Origin of the sequence: Pantoea pleuroti, assembly GCF_014156615.1 — a bacterium.
GTDB classification, from domain to species: Bacteria; Pseudomonadota; Gammaproteobacteria; order Enterobacterales; family Enterobacteriaceae; genus Pantoea; species Pantoea agglomerans.
In genome coordinates this window covers 409,801-435,597 of sequence record NZ_SBFD01000001.1, presented here as the reverse complement: position 1 = coordinate 435,597, position 25,797 = coordinate 409,801, and the positions used below count along the sequence as shown (strand labels likewise).

Annotated in this window: 23 protein-coding genes; 8 read left to right on the top strand and 15 right to left on the bottom strand. The window is 57.4% G+C overall.

What is annotated here, in order from left to right:
* Positions 1-33 precede the first annotated feature (33 nt).
* The 5 genes from EPG66_RS02170 to EPG66_RS02150 form a co-directional block, all read right to left on the bottom strand.
* Complete coding sequence (locus EPG66_RS02170; RefSeq protein ID WP_031592364.1) at positions 34-504, bottom strand: RES family NAD+ phosphorylase; 471 nt, start codon at positions 502-504, stop codon at positions 34-36.
* A complete protein-coding gene (gene parS, locus EPG66_RS02165; RefSeq protein ID WP_010244850.1) occupies positions 504-956 on the bottom strand; it encodes a type II RES/Xre toxin-antitoxin system antitoxin in 453 nt (150 codons plus the stop codon). The genes EPG66_RS02170 and parS overlap by 1 nt, the downstream gene beginning before the upstream one ends.
* Positions 957-1,045: 89 nt before the next feature.
* The gene (ampC, locus tag EPG66_RS02160; RefSeq protein WP_033787839.1) at positions 1,046-2,200 is read right to left on the bottom strand and encodes a class C beta-lactamase; all 1,155 of its coding nucleotides are present in this window, start codon (positions 2,198-2,200) and stop codon (positions 1,046-1,048) included.
* A gap of 31 nt (positions 2,201-2,231) precedes the next feature.
* Complete coding sequence (locus EPG66_RS02155; protein ID WP_022625634.1) at positions 2,232-2,477, bottom strand: hypothetical protein; 246 nt, start codon at positions 2,475-2,477, stop codon at positions 2,232-2,234.
* A 67-nt stretch (positions 2,478-2,544) separates the two neighbouring features.
* On the bottom strand, positions 2,545-3,726 hold the full coding sequence (locus EPG66_RS02150) for a glycosyltransferase family 4 protein (RefSeq protein WP_069026293.1): 1,182 nt from the start codon (positions 3,724-3,726) through the stop codon (positions 2,545-2,547).
* Between the two features lie 618 nt (positions 3,727-4,344).
* Between EPG66_RS02150 and hpxO the strand changes: the two genes are divergently transcribed.
* The gene (gene hpxO, locus EPG66_RS02145) at positions 4,345-5,502 is read left to right on the top strand and encodes an FAD-dependent urate hydroxylase HpxO (protein WP_182685846.1); all 1,158 of its coding nucleotides are present in this window, start codon (positions 4,345-4,347) and stop codon (positions 5,500-5,502) included.
* Between the two features lie 346 nt (positions 5,503-5,848).
* Here the strand turns inward: hpxO and dcp are convergent, their stop codons facing one another.
* The 5 genes from dcp to guaD all read right to left on the bottom strand — a co-directional run bounded on the left by dcp (position 5,849) and on the right by guaD (position 13,842).
* On the bottom strand, positions 5,849-7,894 hold the full coding sequence (dcp, locus tag EPG66_RS02140) for a peptidyl-dipeptidase Dcp (protein WP_182685844.1): 2,046 nt from the start codon (positions 7,892-7,894) through the stop codon (positions 5,849-5,851).
* A gap of 61 nt (positions 7,895-7,955) precedes the next feature.
* The gene (xdhC, locus tag EPG66_RS02135) at positions 7,956-8,732 is read right to left on the bottom strand and encodes a xanthine dehydrogenase accessory protein XdhC (protein ID WP_109650402.1); all 777 of its coding nucleotides are present in this window, start codon (positions 8,730-8,732) and stop codon (positions 7,956-7,958) included.
* Entirely contained in the window at positions 8,719-11,085 is a 2,367-nt protein-coding gene (gene xdhB / locus EPG66_RS02130; RefSeq protein ID WP_163792864.1) for a xanthine dehydrogenase molybdopterin binding subunit, read from the bottom strand. The genes xdhC and xdhB overlap by 14 nt, the downstream gene beginning before the upstream one ends.
* Positions 11,075-12,517, bottom strand: coding sequence for a xanthine dehydrogenase small subunit (gene xdhA, locus EPG66_RS02125; RefSeq protein WP_182685842.1), 1,443 nt, complete (start codon positions 12,515-12,517; stop codon positions 11,075-11,077). Before xdhA ends, xdhB begins: the two co-directional genes overlap by 11 nt.
* Positions 12,514-13,842: a guanine deaminase gene (gene guaD / locus EPG66_RS02120; RefSeq protein WP_143990226.1), complete on the bottom strand. Its 1,329-nt coding sequence runs from the start codon at positions 13,840-13,842 to the stop codon at positions 12,514-12,516. Before guaD ends, xdhA begins: the two co-directional genes overlap by 4 nt.
* A 401-nt stretch (positions 13,843-14,243) precedes the next feature.
* Between guaD and ydfG the strand changes: the two genes are divergently transcribed.
* Complete coding sequence (ydfG, locus tag EPG66_RS02115) at positions 14,244-14,990, top strand: bifunctional NADP-dependent 3-hydroxy acid dehydrogenase/3-hydroxypropionate dehydrogenase YdfG (protein WP_033757999.1); 747 nt, start codon at positions 14,244-14,246, stop codon at positions 14,988-14,990.
* A gap of 31 nt (positions 14,991-15,021) precedes the next feature.
* Here ydfG and EPG66_RS02110 read toward each other — a convergent pair whose 3' ends face one another.
* Positions 15,022-15,348, bottom strand: a complete 327-nt coding sequence (locus EPG66_RS02110) for a YnfA family protein (RefSeq protein WP_031292947.1) — start codon at positions 15,346-15,348, stop codon at positions 15,022-15,024.
* Positions 15,349-15,628: 280 nt separating this feature from the next.
* On the opposite strand from EPG66_RS02110, the gene EPG66_RS02105 reads away from it, so the two are divergent.
* Together EPG66_RS02105 and EPG66_RS02100 are read left to right on the top strand one after the other, a co-directional pair.
* Entirely contained in the window at positions 15,629-15,952 is a 324-nt protein-coding gene (locus EPG66_RS02105; RefSeq protein ID WP_010244816.1) for a DUF1283 family protein, read from the top strand.
* Positions 15,953-15,997: 45 nt separating this feature from the next.
* Positions 15,998-16,294 carry a DUF1161 domain-containing protein gene (locus EPG66_RS02100; protein WP_010244813.1) on the top strand — a complete coding sequence of 99 codons (297 nt, stop codon included), beginning with the start codon at positions 15,998-16,000 and terminating at the stop codon, positions 16,292-16,294.
* 39 nt (positions 16,295-16,333) lie between these two features.
* On the opposite strand, the gene EPG66_RS02095 is transcribed toward EPG66_RS02100, so the two are convergent.
* Positions 16,334-17,800: an MDR family MFS transporter gene (locus EPG66_RS02095; protein ID WP_115758508.1), complete on the bottom strand. Its 1,467-nt coding sequence runs from the start codon at positions 17,798-17,800 to the stop codon at positions 16,334-16,336.
* A gap of 391 nt (positions 17,801-18,191) precedes the next feature.
* On the opposite strand from EPG66_RS02095, the gene EPG66_RS02090 reads away from it, so the two are divergent.
* The 4 genes from EPG66_RS02090 to osmV are packed head-to-tail and all read left to right on the top strand — an operon-like array spanning position 18,192 to position 21,630.
* Positions 18,192-18,908, top strand: a complete 717-nt coding sequence (locus EPG66_RS02090) for an ABC transporter permease (protein ID WP_064704310.1) — start codon at positions 18,192-18,194, stop codon at positions 18,906-18,908.
* Between the two features lie 17 nt (positions 18,909-18,925).
* Positions 18,926-19,837 (top strand): glycine betaine ABC transporter substrate-binding protein, encoded by a 912-nt coding sequence (locus EPG66_RS02085; RefSeq protein WP_010244805.1) that lies wholly within the window; start codon positions 18,926-18,928, stop codon positions 19,835-19,837.
* A 9-nt stretch (positions 19,838-19,846) separates the two neighbouring features.
* Positions 19,847-20,494, top strand: a complete 648-nt coding sequence (gene osmW / locus EPG66_RS02080; RefSeq protein ID WP_010244802.1) for an osmoprotectant ABC transporter permease OsmW — start codon at positions 19,847-19,849, stop codon at positions 20,492-20,494.
* The gene (gene osmV, locus EPG66_RS02075) at positions 20,494-21,630 is read left to right on the top strand and encodes an osmoprotectant ABC transporter ATP-binding protein OsmV (protein WP_182685840.1); all 1,137 of its coding nucleotides are present in this window, start codon (positions 20,494-20,496) and stop codon (positions 21,628-21,630) included. The genes osmW and osmV overlap by 1 nt, the downstream gene beginning before the upstream one ends.
* Before the next feature lie 526 nt (positions 21,631-22,156).
* Here osmV and EPG66_RS02070 read toward each other — a convergent pair.
* The 3 genes from EPG66_RS02070 to mlc form a co-directional block, all read right to left on the bottom strand.
* The gene (locus tag EPG66_RS02070) at positions 22,157-23,533 is read right to left on the bottom strand and encodes a nucleobase:cation symporter-2 family protein (RefSeq protein WP_182685839.1); all 1,377 of its coding nucleotides are present in this window, start codon (positions 23,531-23,533) and stop codon (positions 22,157-22,159) included.
* Between the two features lie 180 nt (positions 23,534-23,713).
* Positions 23,714-24,412 (bottom strand): dethiobiotin synthase, encoded by a 699-nt coding sequence (gene bioD, locus EPG66_RS02065; protein ID WP_069026300.1) that lies wholly within the window; start codon positions 24,410-24,412, stop codon positions 23,714-23,716.
* A gap of 113 nt (positions 24,413-24,525) precedes the next feature.
* Positions 24,526-25,743, bottom strand: a complete 1,218-nt coding sequence (gene mlc / locus EPG66_RS02060; RefSeq protein WP_010244790.1) for a sugar metabolism global transcriptional regulator Mlc — start codon at positions 25,741-25,743, stop codon at positions 24,526-24,528.
* Positions 25,744-25,797: the final 54 nt, after the last annotated feature.

The window sequence follows — 25,797 nt, the reverse complement described above, 5'->3', positions numbered from 1 at the left end:
ATGTTGCGGTAAGGAAAGTGGCGAATCCGCGCCCTACTGCAGCCGGAAACGCGGATCGAAGAAAAATGGCTCCACCACCACCTTACTGATGATGCCAGCCGCTGCCGGATGACGGGGATTGAACAGCGCATTCCACTCACCGGTCAGCGTGCTGGGTACCTTCAGCACCAGGCCGTTATCCGGGCTGGCAAGCCAGTCGTCACCGATCTGCCGCGTGGACGATGGTGCAGGATCGGCCTGCCAGTCATCGGGGAGTGCCTCCAGCGAGAGCTCGGTAATCAGCGATTCAGGTACGCTAATCGACAGCATTGAGTAGTCGTGTGACAGATCCTGAATGGTGAGATGAACCAGCGCCTCAAGTACACAGAGCGCCCGGCTTGATCCCATATAGACACAGACCGTTCCCACGGAATTCCAGCGCCCCCCGTAAGTGCGGGCACCAAAACCATCAAAGGCGCTCATCGCATACTCACTCTTCACCAGGCGAAAGAAACGTACCGCCATCAGGTAATCACGCCATGCTCAAGCTGGCCAATCAGGTTAATTACCGCTTCTGCCCCCGCCACCGTGGTGGTCATCTCCGCCGGTTTCTTACCGCCCAGCGCTTTGGCGGGCGTTTCCAGCCACTGCACCAGACGCTGCCTGTCGTCGCGAAACAGTTTGCTGGCGGCAGAGAGGACGCGGATCAGCATGTAGATTCGTCCGCTCTGATCGGGCGAAAAGGTCTGCTGCGGATCTTTGACTTTGCGGTTGTAGGTGGTGCGATCAATGCCCGCCAGACGACACAGCCAGCCCTCGTCAAAGGTGGACAGCGACGCCGTGCGTTTCAGCACGCCGCTGCTGAACCCGACCGCAATACGCTGGTGCGCATCCGGCAGTGTTTCCGGCAGATTAAGGGCATGCAGCAGCGAATTGTCGCGTCGATGCTGAGCGGGTGTGTAGATGGCGATAGACATAGCAGCCTCCTGTTCATTTGATTTTTATTTTAGCGCAAATGAACAGGCGGTGCCAGCTTTACCCTGTCGCTGAGCAAGCGTGATGCCTGTTACTCAGGCCTCTCCTGCTGTAACGCCTGCAGAATCTGCCACGCCGCCTTTATACGCAGCGGATTAGGGTAATTCTTGTTGGCGAGTATCACGACGCCGCTGTTCCTCTCAGGAATAAAGGCGATATAGGCACCAAATCCATTGGTTGCACCGGTTTTATGCACCCAGCTGGCGCTCTGCGACGGCCCGACCGGATTGAGCAGCGTCGCCGGGCGGGGTTGCAGCGCAACACCATTATCGCTGTCGCCCATCAGCGTATCGGCAGTAACCGGCCAGTCGTAGATCTCCCAGCCCAGTCCCTGAAACAGAGTGCCGACTTTGAAGTAGCGCGCCTGCGCGGTGCGAATGGCATTACGCAGCACGGCGTTCCCCGAAGAGAGGCGGTTAGGATCCACATTCGCCTGCATAAAGGTGAGCATGTCACGCGCGGTGGATTTAACGCCGTAGGCTTCTGCATCCAGCATGCCGGGTGAAACCCGTACCGGCTGGCCATTTTTATAGCCCCAGGCGTAGTCCAGCATCATTGAGGGCGGCACGGTGATATAGGTGCGCGTCAGACGCAGTGGCTGAAACACATTTCGCGCCATCGCCTGCTCATAATCACCCTTCACCATCAGCGAACCAAACAGACCGATGCTGGCGTTAGAGTACTGCCGGAGCGTGCCGGGCGCTGCTTCTGGCTGCCATTCCTGATAGAAACGCAGCAGCGAAGCCTGATCGGTGACATCATCCGGCAACTGTAAAGGCAGGCCGCCCGCGGTATAGGTCGCCAGATGCAGCATCCGCACCGGACGCCACTGCTCACCGGTCAGCTGCGGCCAGTACTTCTGCACCGGATCGTTAAGGCGTATTTCGCCGTTGCGGATCATGACGCCGGCCAGGGTACCGGTAAAGGTTTTGCTCACTGAACCCAGCTCAAACAGCGTGTTTTCCGTGACCCGGCGGCGTGATTCGAGATCGGCCACGCCGAAGTTCACAAACTGCGCCCGGCCTTTGTAAAGCACCGCCACCGACATGCCGGGGATCTCCTGCTGCTCCATCAGCGGTTCGATCGCGGCTTTAACCAGAGAAGTAACCTGCTGTGAAGAGAGATCGGCGGCGACACAGCTGGCAGAAAGTGAGAATAACGCGAGATAAAACAAAGACTTTTTCATTGGCAACTAAGGGATTCTTCACTGAATTAAATTATTTACACTGGTCGGCACAGGCCTGCACGCACATCTGAGCCTGAGAACTGCAGCCACCGTTGTCCCGGGTGTTGCAGTGCGATTGTTCTGTGTAGCAGTTGGTCTGACAGGCGGAGACATCGCAGCGGGCAGCGACGGGCGTCAGCTGTGCCAGGGGCGCGCGGGCCGGAAAAAGCGGTGCGGGCTGAGCGAAGGCGCTGCTGCCCAGTAATCCAGACAGCAGCAGGCTGATGATCATTTTCATAAGAGTTCTCCAGAGGGACGCTGCACTAAGTATGGCCAGTCTGGCGCGCCCCGTCAGAGAAATCTAATCAAATTGAGACCACAGGGGGATGTTGAGTGACATTAATCACGCCACGGCTGTAGATATCGTTGAGCCGGGCAATGTAACGCTGGGTGTCATGCTGATCTTTGATGCGCAGAATCGCCGCCTCACCTTTCTCCTGCAGCATCTCAGGAAGTTCGATAATAGCGAGCAGTATCGATTTCAGCCCCTCCACCAGCGACTGGCGTAGCTGCGTTTTCTGCTCTGGCGAGGTAATACTGTATTCACGGTCGGCGTTAAGCGGACTCGCAATCACCCAGCCTGCGCTGGCAGGATTAATCTCTGGCAACGCGCGCACGTTGCTGGTGATCACCGGGCAGCCGTTAGCCTGCATCTCCAGTACCGAGAAACCGTACGTCTCCTGCCAGGTTGGTAGCAGTCCGGCATCGCTCTGGCGGAACAGCTGCATCAGGGCGCCGTTATCCATCTGGGAATGATGCGTGAAGCAGCGATAGCGTTTGATGCGGTTCTCAATGCCACTATAGAACGTCTCATCATCCTGGAACTGGCGGTGCGCCACGTTACGACGCTTGGCGAGATCGCCAATCAGCTGCACATCCAGCTGCGACTCTTCCAGTTTACGCTCTTCAATCAGCTCACTGATCGCCAGCACGACTTCAGCCCCGCCTTTGCGGTAGAACTCGTTACCGGCAAAAGTCAGTTTCAGAATACCGGGCTGACGCGGCGCTTTCTGCTGGATAAACAGCTTCTGCGGCGGATGCAGCACCAGGGTTTTACGGCGGATTTGCTGGGCAATATCCGGCCTGAACAGTTTCATCTGAATGTTCAGGGTGGCATCTGAGATGGCAATCAGCCCCAGGCAGTTATCTTTTAACAGATAAGGAATGAGGCGTTTCAGCTCGGGGTTATCCTGCTTGGCGACGCCCGCTACCGGCAACACACGCGGCAGCTCCGTTTCAAACGACGCGACCCACTTCTGAGGGGTTATCGCAACTTCATTGAACAGATGCAGGATGTCAGCCCGCGATGCCCCTGAAAAAGGCACAGGCTGAAAGACAAAGGTTTTATTTTTTTTGAGCAATCGGGTTCGTAGCGGGTTAATAAAGTAGAACAGATTGCTCTTTTTCAGATTGATATATTCGTTATCCGGATTAACTAAGATATTACGCTGCTCCGGATACTGGTTATTCGTGATTCCAATTTTCATGTTCGCCTTCCAGAGTCCTTGTGTCCGGAGTGATCTATATCACGTGATCGTGACTGTCGGGTCTGAGCAATATCCTAAAAGCCCGTAATGACGCGGTCTTAACGCTTTTGCTAATGATTGCGCACGGTGCTAAAACAGTCATAGTTGTGTCTGGTTATGAATTTTCATTTTTTATTAACAGGTGTGTTTAACTGTGTCAGGCTAAACCCTTATTGAATATAACGATTATTTTCCGGGAAATATTTGCGCCATTTGTTATGTAAATGTTTAATTAATTGTCAGGAATATTAACCAGGCGGCTGAGGGCTTTAGTTAATAACTTTTAAAGTAATAATAATGACCATGCTGAAAAGTGCCCGGCGCGTTCCACTGGCTGATGATTATCACGGACACAGACGGGCGATAATGAAACAAATGATGCAGCACGGTTATAGCCGCACCCTTTTTGCACGCCCGTTTGCCACAATTCAGTGCATCAGCTTAAGAGGCAGACGGGTGCCAGATGCCCCATACACGAATTAAGCCTATGATTTATATTATTATTTAAATCATAAACCCTACAACCACCTCTCTGGTACAAAAGTTGCAGGAACTGACGTATGCAGACAGGAGAGCAATATGAAAGCAATCGTGATTGGTGGCGGTATTGGCGGCATGAGTAGTGCCATTGCGCTGGAGAAATCCGGAATTGACGTTGAGGCCTTTGAAGCCGTAAAGGAGATGAAGCCCGTCGGCGCGGCGATTTCCATCTGGCCCAACGGGGTTAAATGCCTGAATGCGCTGGGCATGAAAACCGCGCTGCGTGAGCTGGGCGGGAACATGGCCTATATGGCCTATCACGATGGCACCACCGGCGCGCCCCTGACCCGCTTCAGTATGGCGCCGCTGGTGCAGCAGGTTGGCGAATATCCCTGTCCGGTGGCGCGGGCAGAACTGCAGGCGATGCTGATTGATACCTTCGGGCGTGAACGGGTGCAGTTTGGTAAGCGGGTGATCCAGGTCGAGCAGACCGGCAGTGGCGTGATTGCCACCTTTTCCGACAACACTCAGGCCACCGGCGATTTCCTGATTGCCGCCGATGGCACCCATTCGGTGATCCGAGAGTATGTGCTGGAGCAGAAACTGGAACGACGTTACGCCGGTTACGTTAACTGGAATGGCCTGGTCACTATAGATGAGAGGATTGCGCCCGCCGATCAGTGGACCACCTTTGTCGGTGACGGCAAGCGGGTGTCGCTGATGCCGGTCAGCGGCAATCGATTCTACTTCTTCTTTGATGTGCCGCTGCCGAAGGGACTGCCGCAGGATCGCAGCACGGTGAAAGCGGACTTAACCAGCTATTTTAAGGGCTGGGCGGAGCCGGTACAGCAGCTGATCGCGGCAATCAATCCTGACACCACCAATCGGGTTGAGATCCACGACATCGAACCTTTCAGCCGCTTTGTTAAAGGACGTGTGGCCCTGCTGGGCGATGCTGCCCACAGCACCACGCCCGATATCGGTCAGGGCGGCTGCGCGGCGATGGAAGATGCCGTGGTACTGGCCTCGACGCTGGCTTCTCATTCACTGGGTATTGAAGATGCACTGCTGCGCTATCAGGCGCGACGGGTTGAACGGGTAAAAGATCTGGTGCTGAAAGCGCGCAAACGCTGTGACGTCACCCATGCGCGCGATCCGGCAATCACGGCAGAATGGTATGACTCTCTGAAAAGCGAAACCGGTGAACGGGTGCTGGCCGGAATGTGCGAAACCATTGAAGGTGGCCCGCTGGGCTAAAACCAATCAAAAAGGGCTGTCAGCGTGAGTAATGCCAGTCAGTTAAGCGACAGATGATAGCGCAGTCTGGTGCCGGACAGGGGCTGGCGGTCCTCGCGCCGCTGCGCGGTTCCTTCACTTCATTCCTCTGCCTGACGGAGGGCCGATCCCCGAACGGTTCGTCGGCACGCCGTCAAAGCCGAAGGTACTGCGTGAGCGGCGCGAGGACGGCCCGGCAGCAGCAGAGGTGCGCTGGCCCGCACTGCGGCTCGCTCGCCCGGAAAAAAAGCTGCCACGTTTGACCGTGACAGCCTTTACAAATCTAATCTTAACTGACCAGCATTAGTCAGCGTGACAGCCCTTTTGGTTATGACTCCGACAGACCGCGATTTTTCAGCATGGGCTCAAGCTGCGGAGGCCCGCCCCGCCAGCTTTCATACAGTGTTTTGAGATCGCTGCTGTTCCCCCGCGACAGAATTTTCTGTCGGAAGAGGTCGCCATTCTCACGCGTCAGTCCGCCCTGTTCCGCAAACCACTGGTAGCCATCGTCGGCGAGCATCTGCGTCCAGATATAGGCGTAATAACCTGCTGCATAGCCACCGCCCCAGATGTGCTGGAAATAGCTGGAACGATAGCGCGGCGGCACCGCCGTCAGCGCCAGATTATCGCTCTGTAACGCCTGCTGCTCGAATCCCTCCACGCATTGCGGCGCGGAATCACGGTTAAGGCTGTGCCAGTGTAGATCCAGCAGCGCGGCAGCCAGCAGCTCGCTCATCTCATAGCCTTTGTTGAACGTGGCGGCCCGGACGATTTTTTCATGCAGCTCAGCGGGCATCAGCGCCTGAGTCTGATAGTGGCGGGCGTAGTTGCGGAACACCGCTGGCTCGCTGGCCCAGTGCTCGTTGATCTGCGAAGGAAACTCAACGAAATCGCGCGGGGTTTCCGTTCCCGACAGGCTCGGATAGCGCTGGCTGGCAAACAGACCGTGCAGCGTGTGACCGAACTCGTGAAACATCGTGATAACGTCGTCCCAGCTCAGCAGCGCCGGTTCACCGGCTGGCGGTTTGGTGTAGTTACAGACGTTGTAGATCACCGGTTTGCTGTCGAGCAGCGTGGACTGGTTGACGAAGTTGCTCATCCAGGCACCGCCGCCTTTGCTGTCGCGCTTAAAGAAGTCGGTGTAAAACAGCGCCAGCGGGGTCTCATCAGCGTCAAAAATCTCATAGACCTGGACGTCGGGATGGTAAACCGGCAGATCCTGTCGCGGCGTGAAACGGATGCCATAAAGCTGCGTCGCTGCCCAGAACACGCCATTCTGCAGCACCGAGTTCAGTTCAAAATAGGGCTTAATCTGGCTCTCATCCAGATCGTAACGGGCACGCCGCACCTGTTCGGCATAAAAACGCCAGTCCCAGGCCTGCAGGGTAAAGTCGCCCTGCTGCTGGTCAATGGTCTGCTGAATAGCCGCCGCTTCACGCTCCGCGCGACCGCGTGCGGCAGGCACGATGTTATGCATAAACGCCAGCGCCGCCTTAGGCGTTTTGGCCATCTGATCCTGCAACTTCCACTCGGCATAGCTGGCAAATCCCAGCAGCCGCGCCTGCTCGGCCCTGACCTGCGCCAGACGTAATACCAGCTCGCGGGTGTCGTTCTCATCGCCTTTTTCAGTGCGCGTCACGCCCGCCTTAAACAGCGCTTCACGGGTTGCGCGATCGGCCAGGCTCTGAAGTGCGGGTTGCTGGGTGGTGTTTTGCAGCACCAGCAGCCAGCGCTTTTCCAGTCCGCGTGCCTGCGCTTCCGCCTGCGCCACCGCCAGATCGGCTGGTGACAGTCCCGCCAGCTTCTGCAGATCATCGACGACCAGCCCGCCCGCTTTAGTGGCGGCCAGCAATTTGTTGGTGAAGCGGGTACCGAGGCGGGCCGCTTCCTGATTCAGTGCCTTAAGCTGCTGTTTCTGCGCTTCCGGCAGATTGGCCCCCGCCAGCTGAAAGCGCTGCCAGATCACCTCGACCAGCCGTTTTGATTCGGCATCCAGTTTAGCGCGCTGCAGATAGACCGCATCGAGCCGCGAAAACAGCGGACGGTTAAGCATAATGTCATCATTGAGCGCGGTGAGCTGAGGCGCAATCTCCTCATCCACCTGCTGCAGATACGGGCTGGTATGCGCCGAGGTCATGGCACTGAACACCAGATTCACCCGGTTGAGCAGCTGTCCGCTCCTCTCCAGCGCCTCATAAGTGTTGAAAAAGCTGGGCGCGTCGCTGTTCAGTGCGATCGCCTCGATCTCCTGACGCTTCTCCTCAATGCCCGCCTGCAGTGCGGGCAGGAAATCCTGCTCCTCAATCTGATCAAAAGGAGGTGTCTGGTAAGGCAGTGTGCTGACGCTAAAGAAGGGATTCTGACGGGCGTTCATGGTTCGCTCCTGGTGGGCATCGCAAAGTCTTATCCTGACAGGTTGCCGCGCAGGCGACAACTCAGGCGACGTGCTGCTGATAAACGCTGATGATTTCACCGGCAATCGCCACCGCAATCTCGGCGGGCAGCTTGCCTTTGACGTCCGGCAGGCCAATCGGACAGCGCAGGCGCGCCAGCGGTTCGCTCGCGACGCCCTTGCCCGCCAGCCTGTAGCGGAAACGCTGGTTTTTCGTTTCAGAACCGATCACCCCGGCATAGCGGAAATCGCCGCGCTTCAGCACAGCCTCGCACAGTTCGAAGTCGAGGGGATGATGATGGGTCATGATGATGAAGTAGCTGCCTGCGGGTGCCTGTGCTACGCAGTCGAGCGGATCGTCCGGCTGCAGTGTCACCACGCCAGCGGGAACGTGGCTGAACTGCGCCGGACGACTGTCGATCCAGTTTATGTGACAGGGTAACGTTGACAGCAGGTTGACCAGCGCCTGTCCCACATGGCCTGCGCCAAAAAGGTAGATCTCCGGCTGCGCCTGCAGCAGCGGCTCAAACAGCAGCGTGGTTTTGCCGCCGCAGCACTGGCCAAGCCGTGCGCCCAGGCTGAAATCCTCGGTGTGTGGCGCGGTCGCCCCGCGCTGCAGCATCGCCCTGGCCTGGGCGATGCACTCAAACTCCAGATGACCGCCACCGATGGTGAGATAACTCTCCTGCTGCGTCACCACCATTTTGCTGCCGCTGTCGCGCGGCACCGAACCGTGCTCACTGAGCACGGTGATTAATACGCAGCTCTGACGTTTTTCACGCAACTGATGCAGCACGCCAATCCAGTCATGATAAATCATCAACCCCTCCCGTCAGGCGCTGCACGCCCCAGAAGATGCGCTCCGGCGTGGCGGGCGCGTCCAGCAGCGGGTGCTGCCGGTAGTCGGAGACGCTGGCGACCGCATCCTGCAGGGCACACCAGGCGGCGATGCCCAGCATAAACGGCGGTTCACCAACGGCCTTGGAGTGGAACACCGTGTCTTTAGGGTTTTTGCGGTTCTCCACCAGCGTGACCCGCAGGTCCGCCGGAACGTCGCTGATGGCAGGAATTTTGTAGCTCGCCGGGCCATCGGTCAGCAGCTGGCCTTTATCACTCCACACCAGCTCTTCGCAGGTAAGCCAGCCGACGCCCTGCACAAAGCCACCTTCAACCTGGCCGATGTCGATGGCCGGATTCAGCGAGGCGCCGACGTCATGCAGAATGTCGGCGCGCAGCAGGCGGGATTCGCCGGTCAGAGTATCAATCACCACTTCACAGCAGGCTGCACCGTAAGCGTAGTAATAGAACGGCGTCCCGCGACCCGCGACCCGGTCGTAATGAATTCCCGGCACGCGGTAGTAGCCGGTGGCGGAGAGCGGCACCTGATTCAGCCACGCCAGCTTCGCCACCTCGGCGAAGGTGTAATGTTTATCCCCGGCGCGCACCACCCCGTTACGGAAGCTCACCGCCGACGCGTCGCACTGGTGTAGCTCGCAGAGCATGGCGGTCATGCGGTCGCGCAGGATCTCAGCACCATTCTGCGCCGCTTTGCCATTGAGGTCAGCCCCGCTGGAGGCCGCGGTTGGCGAGGTGTTGGGCACTTTGCCGGTGTCGGTGGCAGTGATCTGAATTTTATCGATCTCAATCTGCAGCACTTCGGCGACAATCTGAATCACCTTGGTGTTCAGGCCCTGGCCCATCTCGGTGCCGCCGTGGTTAAGCTGCACCGTGCCGTCGGTGTAGATCAGGATCAGCGCCCCCGCCTGATTGAGAAAGCTGGAGGTAAAGGAGATGCCGAATTTCACCGGCGTCAGCGCCAGACCGCGTTTCAGCAGCGGACTGCGGGCATTAAACGCCTTAATCTCTGCGCGGCGAGCCTGGTAGTCGCTGCTCTGCTCCAGCTGTTCGGTAATCTCATCCAGCAGGTTATCCTCTACCTGCTGGTGGTAATGAGTGATGTTGCGATCCTGCTTGCCATAGTAGTTACGCTTGCGCAGCGCCAGCGGATCCAGCCCGCGCTCACGGGCGATGTGATCCATGATCTGTTCAATCGCCACCATGCCCTGTGGCCCGCCAAAACCCCGATAGGCGGTGTTTGAGGCGGTGTTAGTGCGACAGCGATAGCCGGTTACCCGCGCATCACCGAGGTAATAGGCGTTATCGGCGTGGAACATGGCACGATCGACAATCGATCCGCTAAGATCCAGCGAATAACCGCAGTTTCCGGCCAGATCGATTTTGATGCCGCACAGACGCCCATCCTCTTCAACGCCCGCTTCGTAGCGCACAAAGAACGGATGGCGTTTGCCGGTGACGCGCATATCGTCGCGACGTGAAAGCCGCATCTTCGCCGCCCGGCCGGTCTGGCGCGCCACGATGGCACAGAGACAGGCGACACCGGCCGCCTGCGTCTCTTTACCACCAAAGCCACCGCCCATCCGGCGCATATCTATCGTCACCTGATTCAGGCTGATGCCCATCACTTCCGCCACCAGTTTCTGCACTTCGGTGGGGTTCTGGGTTGAGGAGAAGACCTGCAACTGCTGATCTTCACCGGGAATAACCATTGCCGTCTGGGTTTCCAGATAGAAATGCTCCTGGCCGCCAATGTGAAACGCCCCACTGACCCGATGCGGCGCACGCGCCAGGGCCGCTTCCACATCACCGCGCTGGTGAATGTGAGGTTCCTGCACAAAGCTGCCCTGAGCCAGCGCCTGTTCCACATCCAGCAGCGGTTCCAGCACCTCATATTCAATTACCGCAGCGGCCGCACCAAGGCGGGCAGCCTCGGGGGAATCCGCCGCCACCGCGATCACGATCTGTCCCAGATACTCTACTTTGTCATGGGCCAGCAGCGGGTCGCCCGGCTCCAGCGGCCCGACATCATTGATTCCCGGCACATCCTGCCAGGTCAGGACGCTGACGACGCCGGGAACGGCATAACAGGGCTGCACATCAATATGCAGGATGCGCGCATGAGCATACTCACTCAGGCGCGGACAGAGATGCAGCAGACCCGGCAGCTCTGGCTTGTCATCGATAAAACGCGCCTCGCCGGAGACATGTTTTTCCGCGCTCTCATGGCGGTTACTGCGACCAACGCCGCTCTGTAAATCAGCGGCATACTGCGCCTTAATGACCTCTTCGTTGAGTTCAGGACGGTTATGAGACATAGCGGGCCACCTCGATACAGGTTATTTCGCCGTTGTGGCGATGCCAGTAGCGGCGCAGCAGGTTGCGCGCGACCTGCAGACGATAGTCACTGCTGGCGCGGAAATCGGAAAGCGGCTGGAAGTCCTCTGCCAGCGCCGCGGCTGCACGTGACACCGTCACGGCATTCAGTGACTGACCGATGAGTGCCTGTTCACAGTGACGGGCACGCTGCGGTGTGGCCGCCATGCCGCCAAAGGCGATACGGGCACTGCTGACCACGCCCTGTTCAATCTGCAGATTAAAGGCGGCGAACACGGCGGAGATATCATCGTCCAGCCGTTTGGACACTTTCCAGGCCACAAAATCAGGTGACACCGTCACCTTATCGATGCGAATAGCACGAATAAACTCCCCTTTTTCGAGCCGGGTCTGGCGATAGTCAGTAAAGAACTGATCCAGCGGCAGGCTGCGCTGCTGCTCACCGTGCTGTAACAACAGGCTGGCGTTCAGGGCCAGCAGCGCCGGCGAGGCGTCGCCAATGGGGGAAGCGTTGCCGATGTTGCCGCCTAATGTGCCCTGCAGACGGATTTGCAGCGAGGCAAAGCGTTGCAGCATCTCGCTGACGCCGGGAATGCGGCTGGCAAGAAATTCGCTGACCTGCTGCAGCGAAGCCCCAGCGCCCAGCAGGTAGTGGTCATCAAATTCGCTGCAGACTTTGAGCGCGGCAACCTGCTCCAGCGCAATCAGCAACGGTATTCTTTTATGCTGCTGGGTAATCTGCAGGCTGAGATCGGTGCCACCGGCAATCAGCCTCGCCTCCGGATGCGCCAGATAGATCGCCGCCAGCTGAGCCGGGGTTTTTGGCAGGAAGCAGCGGCGGCCTTCACCCCCTAATTCCTGCATCTCCGGGGTTGCCAGCGCCTCAAGCCGCTGCACGGTTGCTGCGGCACCTTGATCGAACTGGTCTGTCACCGGCTGCGAGCAGAGCTGTTCGGCCGCCGCCATAATCGGCCGGTAGCCGGTGCAGCGGCAGAGGTTGCCTGCCAGCGCAGTTTCTGCCTGATGGCGATTCCAGCCCGAAGCGTTTTTTTGCAGGCTGAACAGCGACATCACAAAGCCTGGCGTGCAGAATCCGCATTGCGAACCGTGACAGTCGACCATCGCCTGCTGCGCCGGATGCAGTGCGCGGCCGTGACGCAGATCCTCAACCGTGATCAGCTGCTTACCCTGTAACGCGGAGACCAGCGTCAGGCAGCTGTTGACCGTTTCATACTGCATCGCTCCCCCGACGGCTTTGCCCAGGGTCACGCTGCAGGCGCCACAGTCGCCAGATGCACAGCCCTCTTTGGTGCCAGGGCGTTGCTGACGGGTGCGCAGGTAGTTGAGTACCGTGAGGTTGGGGTCGAGCGTGTCCTCGCTGACCAGCTGGTTGTTTAACAGAAACTGGATCATGCGGCTTGCTCCTGTGCGTCGCGCTGCCAGACCGGACGACCGGCAACCCAGGTCTGGGCAATATTGCGGTCGTCGCCGAGCGTCATTAATACAAACAGTTTTTCCCAGATATCTTTGCTATTGCCGATGCGCAGTTGCTGCAGGGCAGAAACTGCCGGGTCCAGCACCACAAAATCCGCTTCTTTACCAATGTTGAAATTTCCGATGACGTGGTCGAGATCCAGCGCACGCGCCCCGCCCAGCGTGGCGTGATAAAAGGCTTCGGCCGCGCTGAGCCGGTAGTGCTGCAGCTGGCCCACCTTGTAGGCTTCACCCAGGGTCTGCAGCATATTAAAGGTAGTGCCCGCCCCGACATCGGTGCCGATCCCCACTTTTACCCCCTGCTGCCAGCTGCGTTTCAGGTTAAACAGGCCGCTACCGAGAAACAGGTTTGAGGTGGGACAGAAAGCAATGGACGAATCGGTATCGTGCAGACACTGCCATTCGTTCTCTTCCAGATGCAGACAGTGAGCAAAGACGCTGCGGCGGCCGGTCAGCTGGTGATGATGATAAACATCCAGATAGCCTTCACGCTCCGGGAACAGTTCTTTGACCCAGGCGACCTCCTGCGGGTTTTCGCTGAGATGGGTATGCAGCCAGGTATCCGGAAACTCCTGACGCAGCTGCTGCACTTTTTCCAGCAGCTGTGGGGATGAGGTCGGCGCAAAGCGCGGCGTCAGGGCGTAGCTCAGGCGTCCACGCAGGTGCCAGCGCTCAATCAGCGCCCGGGTCTGCTGGTAGCTTTGTTCCGGCGTTTCGGTCAGGTTGTCGGGCGCATTACGATCCATCATCACTTTCCCGGCAATCAGCCGCATGTTCAGCGCTTCGGCGGCGCTGAACAGCGCCTCCACCGATTGTGGATGGACGGTGCCAAACACCAGCGCGCTGGTGGTGCCGTTGGAAAGCAGCTGATGCAGGAAAAAAGCGGACATCCGCGCAGCATGATCGGGACAGTGATACTGCGCTTCAACCGGGAAGGTGTAGTGATTCAGCCACTCCAGCAGCTGTTCGCCAAATGCACCAATCATCTCTGTCTGCGGATAGTGAATGTGGGTATCGACAAAGCCCGGCACGATCAGTCTGCCGCGCAGGTCGATGACCGGATGCCCAGCCAGCATCGCCTCGCTATTCTCCCAGCTATCCAGCCCCACTACGCATCCATCACGCAGCAGCAGCACCGCATCCTCAAGATAGCGGGCCTGGCCGGCCAGGTCGTCGGGACGATCCACCACGCCGGTAAAGTCAAAGAAGCTGGCGCGTATCGCCGTGTCGGTTGCTGAAAGCATGGGTAGTCCTTTCTGAAAGCGCGATTTAATATCTGCAGATGTTTATCTGAATAATTCTTTGCAACCTGCGTGCCAGAATTGAAATAGGACAAATTCCTTAAATATCAGTTGAATAAGTCAAAAAAAAGAATTTGCGCAACAAAAATGGCCTCAGCTTGCTTAGCAACCGTTTGCGGAGCAAATGCAAACGGTTGCTACTCAATATTGCGCACCCTGATCATTTTGAGTATGGCGGGTTAGCCGCAAACCTGCCCTTTAACGGTGCAATCCGCCCTGAAAAGGCGCAGCCAGCTACCCGTTAAAATCCGTTTACAGGTCAGGCCGTTTTTCCACGCGCAGAAGCGGAAATGAAATGCTATGGTGAAGCCATCGACTCTGAAAATGGCATAAGGAACAGTGAGATGATTATTTTTGTCACCGGTGCAACCGCCGGTTTTGGTCAAAGCATCACCCGCCGCTTTATTGAGAATGGTCACAAAGTGATTGCCACTGGACGGCGGGCAGAACGTTTAAAAGCGCTGAAGGAAGAACTGGGCGAGAATATTTATACGGTACAGCTCGATGTGCGTAACCGTGCCGCCATCGAAGAGGCGGTGGCGCAGTTACCGGCGGAATGGCGCAATATTGACGTGCTGGTCAACAACGCCGGTCTGGCGCTGGGCGTCGAACCGGCGCACAAGGCCAACGTCGAAGACTGGGAAAACATGATCGACACCAACACTAAAGGCCTGGTCTATATGACCCGCGCCCTGCTGCCACAGATGGTGGAGCGTGATGTCGGTCATATCATCAATATCGGATCGATTGCCGGCAGCTGGCCCTATGCCGGGGGCAACGTCTATGGCGCCACCAAAGCTTTTGTGCGCCAGTTCAGCCTGAATCTGCGCACCGATTTACATGGCACCGCGCTGCGCGTGACTGATATTGAGCCGGGTCTGGTCGGCGGCACAGAGTTTTCCAACGTGCGCTTTAAGGGCGATGATGACAAAGCGGGTCAGGTCTACGAAGGGGCTACCGCCTTAACGCCGGAAGATGTGACAGAAGCCGTGTACTGGGTGGCCACACTGCCTAAGCATGTCAACATCAATAGCCTTGAGATGATGCCGGTCAGCCAGACGCTGGCGGGGCTGAAAGTGCATAAACCTTAAATCCCTGCAGCGCCAGCCCTCACGGCTGGCGTTACCCGCGTCCCCAGCCCATCACGATAATTAGCATGCCGCTGAATGCGATCAGTGCCCCGCTCCAGTCCCACACACTTAACTTCACGCCATCCACCACCCGCAACCAGAGCAGCGCTGTGAGCACATAGACGCCACCGTAGGCGGCATAAACCCGGCCGCTGGCAGCGGGATGTAGCGTCAGCAGCCAGACAAATAGCGCCAGGCTTGCTGCCGCAGGGAGTAGCAACCAGGCTGAGCCGCCTTTTTTCAGCCATAACCACGGTAGAAAGCAGCCGGTGATCTCCGCCAGCGCGGTAATAAAAAACAGCAAGGCGGTTTTAATCAGCATCCTTACCTCTCCTTAACGTAAACAAACGACTCACTGCTGGTGAGCAAAGAAACGGCGATGATATACTAAGAGCCAGGCCCATCAGGCTGTTTTATTTGTTCGTCTGAACCCTGGCAGTGCTTACCCTCCTCACGTACACCCTGTACGCGCCGGTTGTTATGCACTGTCTGTGTCCGGACTCTCTGCATCAATGACCCCTGATGAGCCAGGCTCTAAGCATGCCCGCTGCAACCGCTGTCGTGGATGGCGATGTTTGCGTTAACTAAAGGATAGTGTGATGAAAAAAATGATCCCTGCCGTGCTGATGGTTCTCCTCTCCACTGCGGCATTCACTGCCACTGCGAATACTAATCGTCTGATTATCGAAGATGGCAGTTCCGCGCTGAGCAATGAAGCGGCGCGCCAGGATAAAGAGCAATGGAATGACACGCGCATGCTGCGCAATAAAGTGAACACCCGGGTCGAAAAAGAGTTTGATAAAACCGATCGCGCGTTTGATACCCGCGACAAGTGCGAGCAGAGCCTCAATCTCAACGCCTACTGGGAGCCCAACACCCTGCGTTGTCTGGATCGCCGTTCCGGTCGCCCGGTAGCGCCGTAAATTTGAGCTATAGTAATGACGGACGACTAACATAAGGAAGACGTGATGAAGCTACAGAGGGTTTTGTTAAGCGCGGCGTTATTTGCTCTGCCGCTGATGGCGCAGGCATCCTGTGAATCGGTAAAAACCGAAATCAGCCAGAAAATTATTCAGAACGGTGTGCCTGAGTCGGGTTTTAGTCTCGACATCGTCGCCAACGATCAGGTTGATCAGGCGGGTGGTCAGGTCGTCGGACATTGTGAGAACGACACACAAAAAATTGTTTATAAGCGCTCAGGCAGTGACAATGAAGCCAGCGTACCTGCCAGTGCCGGCAGTTCGCAGGACTCACCTGCTCAGTAGTTCTGTTCAAATCAGGGCGACATCCTGTCGCCCTGCCTGTTAGTCCGCCTGTTCCGGCCGCTGACGCGGCATCATCCATGCCACACCCACCGCAAACAACGCAATCACCAGTGCCACCACGAACACCCAGTGCAGTGAGGCGGCAATGGCTGCTGTCATCTGCTGCAGGGTTTCCGGCTGCAGCTGCTGACGACTGGGTTCGGACATAATCTTCTGCACCGGATCCTCGACCTGCGGCAAACGCCACTGCAGATTGAGATTCAGCACCGCGCCCATGATCGCCGTCCCTACCGCCGACCCGATCATCCGGCTGAACATAATTGAAGCGGTACAGATGCCGCGAATCTGGTAATCCGCCTGGTTTTGCACTGAAACCAGGAACGTGGTGCTGGTCATCCCCATGCCGGTACCGATAAGAAACGCCGTAAAGCCCGCCTGATAGAGTGAGCTTGCGGGCTGTAAAAACAGCAGCAAGGCACTGCCGGTCACCAGCAACAGCGCCCCGAGCTGGGCGGTGAAGCGGTAGGAGGTGTGCAGCATCAGTCTGCCGCTGAGGGTGCTGGCCAGCGGCCAGCCAATCGACATCATCGCCAGCACGCTGCCCGCCTGTAACGGTGAACCGCCGCTTATCCCCTGAATCCAGGTGGGCAGAAAGGCGCTGATGCCCATCATGGCCGCCCCGATGATGAGGTTGCCCGCATTGCCCGCCACGATAAGCCGGCTGCGCCAGATTATCAGCGGAAACAGGGGTGCCGCTGAATGCCGTTCGTGGCGCCTGAGCTGCCAGCCAGCGAACAGTGAGAAGAGCAGAAACGGCACCAGCCAGACGCCCAGCTGTTCCGCCTGCAACAGCGCAATCAGCAAGGCCGTCACGCAGAGCATCAGCCAGCCGCTGCCCGCCAGGTTCAGCGGCTGCGATTTATCCTCCTTCTGGTGCGACGGTAGCCAGCGCCACAGCATCAGCATGCTGATCAGGCCGATGGGCAGATTGACCCAGAAAATCACCGACCAGCTAAAGTGCTGTACCAGCCACGCGCCGGTCAGCGGCCCCACTATCGCCGCTACCCCCCAGACGCTGGAGAGCCAGCCCTGCACGCTGGCGCGTTCGCGCGGCGAATAGATATCCGCCACGATGGTGGAGCTGAGCGGCATGATCGCCCCCGCCCCCAGGCCCTGAAACGCCCGGAACAGGATCAGCCAGGTCATGGTATGAGCAAAGCCACACAGCACCGACCCCGCCAGAAAAATCGACGTGCCGACAAAAAACATCGTTTTGCGACCCACCATATCCGCCAGCCGCCCATAGAGCGGCACGCTGACCGCCTGGGTCAGCAGATAGATCGAGAAGACCCAGCCAAACTGCGAAAAACCGCCGAGATCAGCAATGATGGTGGGCATCGCGGTGGCCACAATAGTGACTTCAATGGCCGCCATAAACATCGCCAGCATGCAGGCGATTAAGATCCAGTGGCGATGTCCGGTCTGGAGTTGTGCGCTTTCAGTCATAGGGTTCCTTTTTTAATCTGCAAGGCTAGCTGAAAAACAGACCATGCAGTTTCCCGCGCGTGCGCATTTTCAGCGTCCTCTGTGACAGTGTCACCAGAAGTCGATGAAAATTTTTTATTGTCGCATTAGCCCAGCGGCTACGCGGCTTTAACACCATTTTAACCTATTTCTATCTCTCTGATTTGTGGCTTAAAAGCTGGCTTGTGCAATAAAGGGCTGCTATAGCATTACACCATCTTATTCAGTATTCACTGAAAAGAGTGGGTAAACAGTCATTTTATCTACATTTTATCGCAGTTTCGGTATTGGGCGCGGCGGCAATTTTTGCCGTACCTGTCGGGCTGTTTATGGTTGTTATAACAATTGAGATCGTAATCAGGGAGATTCTCCGATGCAAAATGCTTCACTGGCCCGACGCGCCGGTCTGGCACTGCTTGCAGTGGTCACGGTGATCGCGGTGCTGATCTGGGGCCTTGGCTGGGATCAGCTGGTCGCACGTAAAGTCGATCTGCTCTATCTCGGGCAACAACACCTCTTCTTAGTCTTCTGGTCAATGCTGTTCGCTCTGCTGGTCGGTATCCCCAGCGGCATCCTGCTTAGTCGCCCGTTTGCCCGTCGCTGGGCAGAGTACGTGATGCAGATTTTCAATATCGGTAACACCCTGCCACCGCTGGCGGTACTGGCTCTGGCGATGGTTATTATCGGGATTGGCGACCGTCCGGCGCTGATTGCGCTGTTTCTGGCTTCGCTGCTGCCTATCGTCCGCAATACTTTCTCTGGTCTGAGCGCGGTTCCCCCGTCGCTGATTGAAGCGGCCAACGGCATCGGGATGACTAAATGGCAGCGTCTGCGTCAGGTGGAGCTGCCGAATGCCTTACCGGTAATCCTCTCTGGCGTGCGCATCGCAACCGCCATCAATGTCGGCACCGCCCCACTGGCATTCCTGATTGGCGCCAGCAGCTTTGGCGAGCTGATCTTCCCGGGCATCTATCTGAATGACTTTCCGACGCTGATTCTCGGCGCCGTCGCCACTGCACTGGTGGCACTGGTACTGGATATGATGCTGGCCGCGCTGGGCCGCTTTCTGAGTCCGCACGCTGCGGCCTGACCAAAAGGAGCTTTGCAATGCTAACGCGTTGGATTAAGAAAAGCGTCGTCGCGCTGACCGCAACGCTGCTGTTAAGCCAGACGGCACAGGCTGCTGCACCGCTGGTGATGGCGACCAAAAGTTTTACCGAGCAGCATATCCTGTCAGCAATGACGGTGCTCTGGCTGCAGAAGAAAGGCTTCGAGGTGGTGCCTAAACGCAATATCGCCACCACCATTGGCCGTAATGCGCTGCTGAATAAGCAGATTGATATGGTCTGGGAATATACCGGCACCTCGCTGATCATCTTTAACCATATCAACCAGCCGATGTCTTCACAGCAGGCGTATGAGACGGTGAAAAAGCTGGATGCCAGACTGGGGCTGGTCTGGCTTAACCCGGCACCAATGAACAACACCTATGCCTTTGCCATGACCCGTGAACGGGCCGAAAAAGAGGGCATCAGCACCATGTCGCAGCTGGTTGCGAAGATTGAGCAGGTGCGTAAAACCGATCCGGATCATAACTGGCGGCTGGGTCTGGACCTGGAGTTCTCGGGCCGTTCAGACGGCATGAAGCCGCTGCAGAAAACCTACAACCTGACGCTGGATCGCCCGCAGATCCGCCAGATGGACCCGGGCCTCGTCTATAACGCGATTCGCGACGGATTCGTGGATGCCGGTCTGATCTACACCACCGATGGCCGGGTTAAGGGCTTCGACATGAAAGTACTGGAGGATGATAAGCACTTCTTCCCAAGCTACAACGTGACGCCGGTTGTGCGTCAGGATGTGCTGGCGAGTCATCCGGGGCTGGATACCGCGCTTAATCAGCTTTCTGCGCAGATCACCGATGAGGCGATAACAGAGCTGAACAAGCGGGTCGATATCGATCATCAGTCACCGGAAACCGTGGCGCGTGATTTCCTTAAATCCAAAAACATGCTGTAAGGAGGCACTGTGGATACCCTTCACTACATCATGGATAACTGGAGCACCCTGCTCACCCTGAGCTGGCAGCACAGCTGGCTGGTGCTGGTCGCGGTCGGACTGGCAATTGTGATTGGTGTGCCGCTTGGCATTCTGATCGTGCGTGTAAGATGGCTGGCAACGCCGATTCTCGGTATCGCCACCGTGGTGCTGACAATTCCCACCATTGCGCTGTTTGGTCTGATGATCCCGCTGTTTTCACTCATCGGTCAGGGCATTGGCGCGCTGCCGGCGATTACCGCCGTGTTCCTCTACTCGCTGCTGCCGATTGTGCGCAACACCCACACCGCGCTGGAGAATCTGCCGGACGGTCTGCGTGAAGCGGGTCGTGGCATCGGCATGACGTTCTGGCAGCGCCTGCGCTGGGTTGAAATCCCAATGGCGCTGCCGGTGATCTTCGGTGGCATCCGTACCGCCGTGGTGATGAACGTTGGCGTCATGGCAATTGCCGCCGTGATTGGCGCGGGCGGTCTGGGCCAGCTGCTGCTGGATGGTATCAGCGGCAGTGATATTCGTATGTTGATTGCCGGGGCATTGATGATCTGTCTGCTGGCTATTTTTCTTGACTGGCTGCTGCACCGTTTGCAGCAGGCGCTGACTCCAAAGGGGATTCGATAATGATTACGCTGGAAAACCTGACGAAAACCTTTACCCAGAAAAACGGCACGACCAATAAAGCCGTTGATAACGTCAGCCTGCACGTGCCAGCCGGTGAGATGTGTGTGCTGCTGGGCCCCTCGGGCTGCGGGAAAACCACCACGCTGAAGATGATTAACCGTCTGATTCCCGCCACCAGTGGCCGGATCCTGATTAATGGTGAAGATACCAGCACACAGGACACCACCACCCTGCGTCGCAACATTGGCTATGTTATCCAGCAGATTGGTCTGTTTCCCAACATGACCATCGAGGAGAACATTACCGTGGTGCCACGCATGCTAGGCTGGAACAAAAAGCAGTGCCACGAGCGGGCTACCGAGCTGATGAGCATGGTTGCGCTGGATCCCACCAAATTCCTGCATCGCTATCCGCGTGAGATGTCAGGCGGTCAGCAGCAGCGTATCGGGGTGATTCGTGCCCTGGCGGCGGATCCACCGGTGCTGCTGATGGATGAGCCGTTTGGCGCCGTTGACCCGATTAACCGCGAAGCGATCCAGAACGAGTTTCTCGACATGCAGCGTCAGCTGAAAAAAACCGTGATGCTGGTGAGCCACGATATTGACGAGGCACTGAAGCTCGGCGATCGCATTGCGGTATTTGGTCAGGGTAAAATCGTGCAGTGCGCCAGCCCGGATGAACTGCTGGCAACTCCTGCCAATGACTTCGTCGGCTCGTTTGTGGGTCAGGACCGCACGCTTAAGCGCCTGTTACTGGTGCAGGCGGGCGACGTGACCGACCAGCAGCCGACCATCACCGTCCGCCGCTCTACTCCGCTGGAAGAAGCCTTTGGCACCATGGATGAGAACGATATGCGGTCGATTACCGTGGTCGATGAGGATGGCAAACCGCTGGGCTTCGTGAAGCGTCGCGAGGCGCGTAACGTCAGTGGCCGCTGTGAAGAGCGACTGCACACCTTTAAGGTCACCGGTAAAGCGGAAGAGAACCTGCGCGTGGTGCTGTCAAAACTCTATGAGCACAACACAGTCTGGATGCCGATTGTCGATGAAGAGGGTCGTTACAGCGGTGAGATTTCGCAGGATTATATTGCGGATTACCTCAGTTCCGGTCGTACCCGCCGTCGTCTGAATCCATAATTTCGTCACCTAAATGGGTCTTACCGGCCCATTAAAACAGCTCTAATACCCAGTTCCGAGTGAATCATGCCGCAACTCATTAGCTTAACGCGCAGGGAACCGGGTCAGAAGAGGAAAGCGTCCCGCGCCAGGACGGCGCGGGCCGAGCGTGCCACGGATGGCGGCTTTTGCGACTTTCCGATCTGACCCGGTTCCCTGAGCAGGCTCGATCTTAAAGCCATTCTGGCTAAAGTTGGTCCACATTCTCAAACAATCGCATCGGCCCCGTACTCTGTCAGAAAGCAGTCGCTCAGGGAACTCCCGCCCTTCGCAAAGACACAAAACCCGCCATTCATGGCATGCTCAGCACGTGCTATTACGCGCCTCATCCCAGTGGTGCGTCCGTAGCCGGGCCAACGGTTTGCGTTGTTCAAAACACTCCCGCCCTTTTTGTCCACGGCCCGCGATGCTTTGCTACAGGCATATGCTCCCATCGCTTTAAATTTCTGAGCCGTCTGTCAGAACAACTTCAGCCCTTATGCGTTATTCAGCTTTCAGTCAGCGTTTCCGCCTCCACCTCTTCCACCACAGGCGCCTCGTCCGGCAGCACCATGTTCAGCACAATCGCCAGAATACCGCCGGTCGTCACAGCATGACCAAACAGACTGTTAATCAGCGCCGGGAACTGCTTCAGCACATCCGGCACCGCCTCCACGCCCAGACCAATACCAAAAGCGATCGCCACAATCAGCATCTCGCGGCGACCCAGCGGCATCTGGGTCATCACCCGGATGCCCGCGGCAACCACGCTGCCAAACATCACGATTGTCGCCCCGCCCAGCACCGGCGGCGGGATCTGCTGCAACAGGGAGCCAATAAAGGGAAACAGCCCCAGCAGCGCCAGCATGATTCCCAGCAGCATACCGACGTAACGGCTGGCGACGCCGGTCATCTGGATAACGCCATTGTTCTGCGCAAACGTGGTGTTGGGAAAGGCGGAGAAAACCGCTGCCAGCACACAGCTCAGGCCGTCGGCGACAATGCCACCCTGCAGCCGCTGCTGAAAGGGTTTGCCGGTGATCGGCTGCTGTGAAATCAGGCAGTTAGCGGTAAGGTCGCCGACGGCTTCAATTACCGCGATCACTGACACCAGCGCGATCGGCAGGAAAATAGTCCAGTCAAAGGCAAAACCAAACCGGAAGAACGCGGGCAGCACCAGCCAGTTGCTCTCCGGCGCAACATTAAGTTGCAGATGACCGGTCAAGGCCGCGGCAACGCATCCCACCGCGATTCCGGCCACCACCGCCACCAGCCGCGCCCAGCGATTTCGCGAGCGGTTCAGCGCCACGATCACCAGCAACGTCAGCGCCCCCAGCGCCAGATTTCCCGGCGATCCAAAATCTGTGGCGTTGTGCCCGCCCGCCCAGTCGGTAATGCTGACTTTTATCAGGCTGATGCCAATCAGGGTGATCACCGTGCCGGTCACCACCGGCGTCAGCACTTTGCGCAGCGAGCCGACGCAGCGGCTAATCAGAATCGGAATCAACGCCGCCACCAGGTTACAGCCAAACAGCATCGCCATAATCTCTTCCGGCGAACCACCGCGCCCTTTCACCATCAGACCACCCGAGAGGATCACCCCCAGAAATGCGAAGCTGGTGCCCTGCAGACAGATCATACCCGCCCCGATGCCATAAAAGCGTCTGGCCTGCATAAACGTGCCTAAGCCGGAAACGAACAATGACATGCTGATCAGATAAGGAATATAGGCCTGCAACCCCAGAACGGAGCCAATAATCAGCGGCGGCGTGATGATTCCCACCACGCTGGCCAGCAGATGTTGCAGTGCGGCGAAAAACGCCGGGGCGGCGCCAATGCGGGCTTCAAGCCCATATAACAAACCTTTCTCGTGCGAGTGCGACATGATGGGGCTCCAGCTCAGTGTGATAAGCGGAGTTAATGCATTTTCTGCGCCATGACGCCACGATTTCGCGATATCCGAGCCAGGTCTTTCAATTCTAAATAGAAATAGTTAAAGACAGCCGACAACAAGCCTGAAACTTTAGGCTCACTGCCGACTCAGACGACTTGGTTTGTTTCATAATCAGGCGATCTTTGCACTCACAGCGTGCAGACTGTTCTGCTCCAGCAGAGAAATATCGATGTAAGGCGTCAGATCGCGCTGTTCCGCTCGTGGCAGATAAGGCAGCTCGCCCAGCAGCGGCGCTGTAATTTTTTCACGCAGAATCTCAATAATGTCGCTGTACTGCGCCAGTCCCGGATTAATGCGGTTGGCTACCCAGCCCACCAGTGGCAGTCCATCCTGCGCTATCGCTTCTGCTGTTAACAGGGCGTGACTGATACAACCCGACTGGATACCGACCACCAGCACCACCGGCAGTTGCTGCTCAACGACCCAGCAGGAGAGCGGACGTCCGTCGTTCATCAGGCTGCGCCAGCCGCCAGTGCCTTCCACGACCACGCGATCGGCCTGCTGCATCAGGCTGCTTAAGCCCTGTGTCAGCAATGCGTAATCAATAATCTGGCTCGGATGGGTGCAGATCTCCTCTTCCTGAAAGGCCAGCGGATTGATCGCCTGATAGGGTAAATCGATGGATGAAGCGCTTTGCAGAACCTGTGCATCTTTGTTACGCAGGCCGTCAGCGGTTTTGACCGCGCAGCGCGCGACGGGCTTGTACCCGACGGCACTGAGCCTGGCCTGGATAAAACTTTGTAACAGGGCGCGTGACACCACCGTTTTGCCCACTGCGGTGTCAGTGCCGGTAACAAATAGTCTGTTCACTCAACTTCTCCTCTCGAACCGTTGCGGTTAATCGGTGATTAACCTTGCTGCGAACCGGCATTTTAAGGAATGGAGGATGAGAACAGATTGCGTTAGCGCAAGATTAGGCCCGCTTAACCTTGCAACAGTTTCACTAACAGGTGTCCGTTATAGAGCGCGTCTTTGATCAGCGCTGCGCCGCCTAACGTTCCCGGCTCGCTAAATTCGGTAGGTGCCAGCTGGATACTCGCGCTGTAGGCCGGGAGCGATTGCTGCAGAATGGTGTTGCTCACGGCAGGAAACAGCACATCCGCGGCGGCATTCAGGGGGGAACCGATAAGAATATGTTGAGGATTGAAGATGTTGACCATCATCGCCAGAATCCGGCCAACATGGTGACCCACGCTGGCGATGGTGTCGCGCGCCAGACGGTCGCCAGACTGCGCCGCTGCGCACAGCGACTCCAGCGTCAGCGGCTGGTTATTGAGCAGGCTGTCGGGCTGGGCCGGCAGACGCTGCGCCGCCAGCGCCAGCAGACTGCCGGTGCTGGCTACGGTCTCCAGACAGCCATGATTACCGCAGTAGCACTGCTGACCATACGGGTCGATCTGAGTATGCCCGATCTCGACCAGCGCCCTGCCACTTTTATGCAACAGCTGACCGCCACTGATCACCCCGGCTCCCACGGTTTCATCAATCACAATCTGAATTACATCCTGCGCACCACGTGAGGCACCAAACAGCGACTCCGCCAGCGTCCAGGCTGAAATGTCGTGCTGCACAAACACCGGTAAGCCGGTTCGCGCCGCCAGCGCATCGCCCAGCGGCATATCGCGCACCTCATAACCCGGTAGCCGATGCACCACACCTGACGCGGCGTTGATCAGCCCTGGCAATGTAATGGCAATGGCCGTAAGGCGTTCCAGCTTCTTCTGATGACGAATAAAGAAGGCATCAACCTGTTCAATCAGCGCGGTAAGTAACGGCTGAGCAGACTCATCAGGCAGCGGCAGGCTCTCTTCCACCAGTTCCTTGCTGCTGAGGTCGCGCAGCGTAAACGTCATGGCGCCGCGATGCAGGCGAATAGCCAGATAGTGCCAGGCGTCGGTATCCAGTATCAGGCCTATCGCCGGACGTCCACGACTGCCGGGATCCTGAAACTCGGTCTCCTGCACTAAATGTGCGTCCAGCATTTCACGCACAATTTTGGTAATGCTGGCCGGAGCAAGCTGGGCACGGCGGGAAAGTTCGATACGCGAAATGGGACCATAACGGTCAATTAATCGATATACGACACCTGCATTAGTCTGCTTGATCTGGTCAATGTGGCCAGGTTGACTGTCCGGATTCACAACCCTGCTCCCGGTTATTTTCGCGCTTCTAAATAAACATGCGCCATGGTGAGC

Coding starts and splice junctions, on each gene's coding strand:
- EPG66_RS02170 (WP_031592364.1), bottom strand. CDS start 504: ATGGCGGTACGTTTCTTTCGCCTGGTGAAGAGTGAGTATGCGATGAGC.
- parS (WP_010244850.1), bottom strand. CDS start 956: ATGTCTATCGCCATCTACACACCCGCTCAGCATCGACGCGACAATTCG.
- ampC (WP_033787839.1), bottom strand. CDS start 2,200: ATGAAAAAGTCTTTGTTTTATCTCGCGTTATTCTCACTTTCTGCCAGC.
- EPG66_RS02155 (WP_022625634.1), bottom strand. CDS start 2,477: ATGAAAATGATCATCAGCCTGCTGCTGTCTGGATTACTGGGCAGCAGC.
- EPG66_RS02150 (WP_069026293.1), bottom strand. CDS start 3,726: ATGAAAATTGGAATCACGAATAACCAGTATCCGGAGCAGCGTAATATC.
- hpxO (WP_182685846.1), top strand. CDS start 4,345: ATGAAAGCAATCGTGATTGGTGGCGGTATTGGCGGCATGAGTAGTGCC.
- dcp (WP_182685844.1), bottom strand. CDS start 7,894: ATGAACGCCCGTCAGAATCCCTTCTTTAGCGTCAGCACACTGCCTTAC.
- xdhC (WP_109650402.1), bottom strand. CDS start 8,732: ATGATTTATCATGACTGGATTGGCGTGCTGCATCAGTTGCGTGAAAAA.
- xdhB (WP_163792864.1), bottom strand. CDS start 11,085: ATGTCTCATAACCGTCCTGAACTCAACGAAGAGGTCATTAAGGCGCAG.
- xdhA (WP_182685842.1), bottom strand. CDS start 12,517: ATGATCCAGTTTCTGTTAAACAACCAGCTGGTCAGCGAGGACACGCTC.
- guaD (WP_143990226.1), bottom strand. CDS start 13,842: ATGCTTTCAGCAACCGACACGGCGATACGCGCCAGCTTCTTTGACTTT.
- ydfG (WP_033757999.1), top strand. CDS start 14,244: ATGATTATTTTTGTCACCGGTGCAACCGCCGGTTTTGGTCAAAGCATC.
- EPG66_RS02105 (WP_010244816.1), top strand. CDS start 15,629: ATGAAAAAAATGATCCCTGCCGTGCTGATGGTTCTCCTCTCCACTGCG.
- EPG66_RS02100 (WP_010244813.1), top strand. CDS start 15,998: ATGAAGCTACAGAGGGTTTTGTTAAGCGCGGCGTTATTTGCTCTGCCG.
- EPG66_RS02095 (WP_115758508.1), bottom strand. CDS start 17,800: ATGACTGAAAGCGCACAACTCCAGACCGGACATCGCCACTGGATCTTA.
- EPG66_RS02090 (WP_064704310.1), top strand. CDS start 18,192: ATGCAAAATGCTTCACTGGCCCGACGCGCCGGTCTGGCACTGCTTGCA.
- EPG66_RS02085 (WP_010244805.1), top strand. CDS start 18,926: ATGCTAACGCGTTGGATTAAGAAAAGCGTCGTCGCGCTGACCGCAACG.
- osmV (WP_182685840.1), top strand. CDS start 20,494: ATGATTACGCTGGAAAACCTGACGAAAACCTTTACCCAGAAAAACGGC.
- EPG66_RS02070 (WP_182685839.1), bottom strand. CDS start 23,533: ATGTCGCACTCGCACGAGAAAGGTTTGTTATATGGGCTTGAAGCCCGC.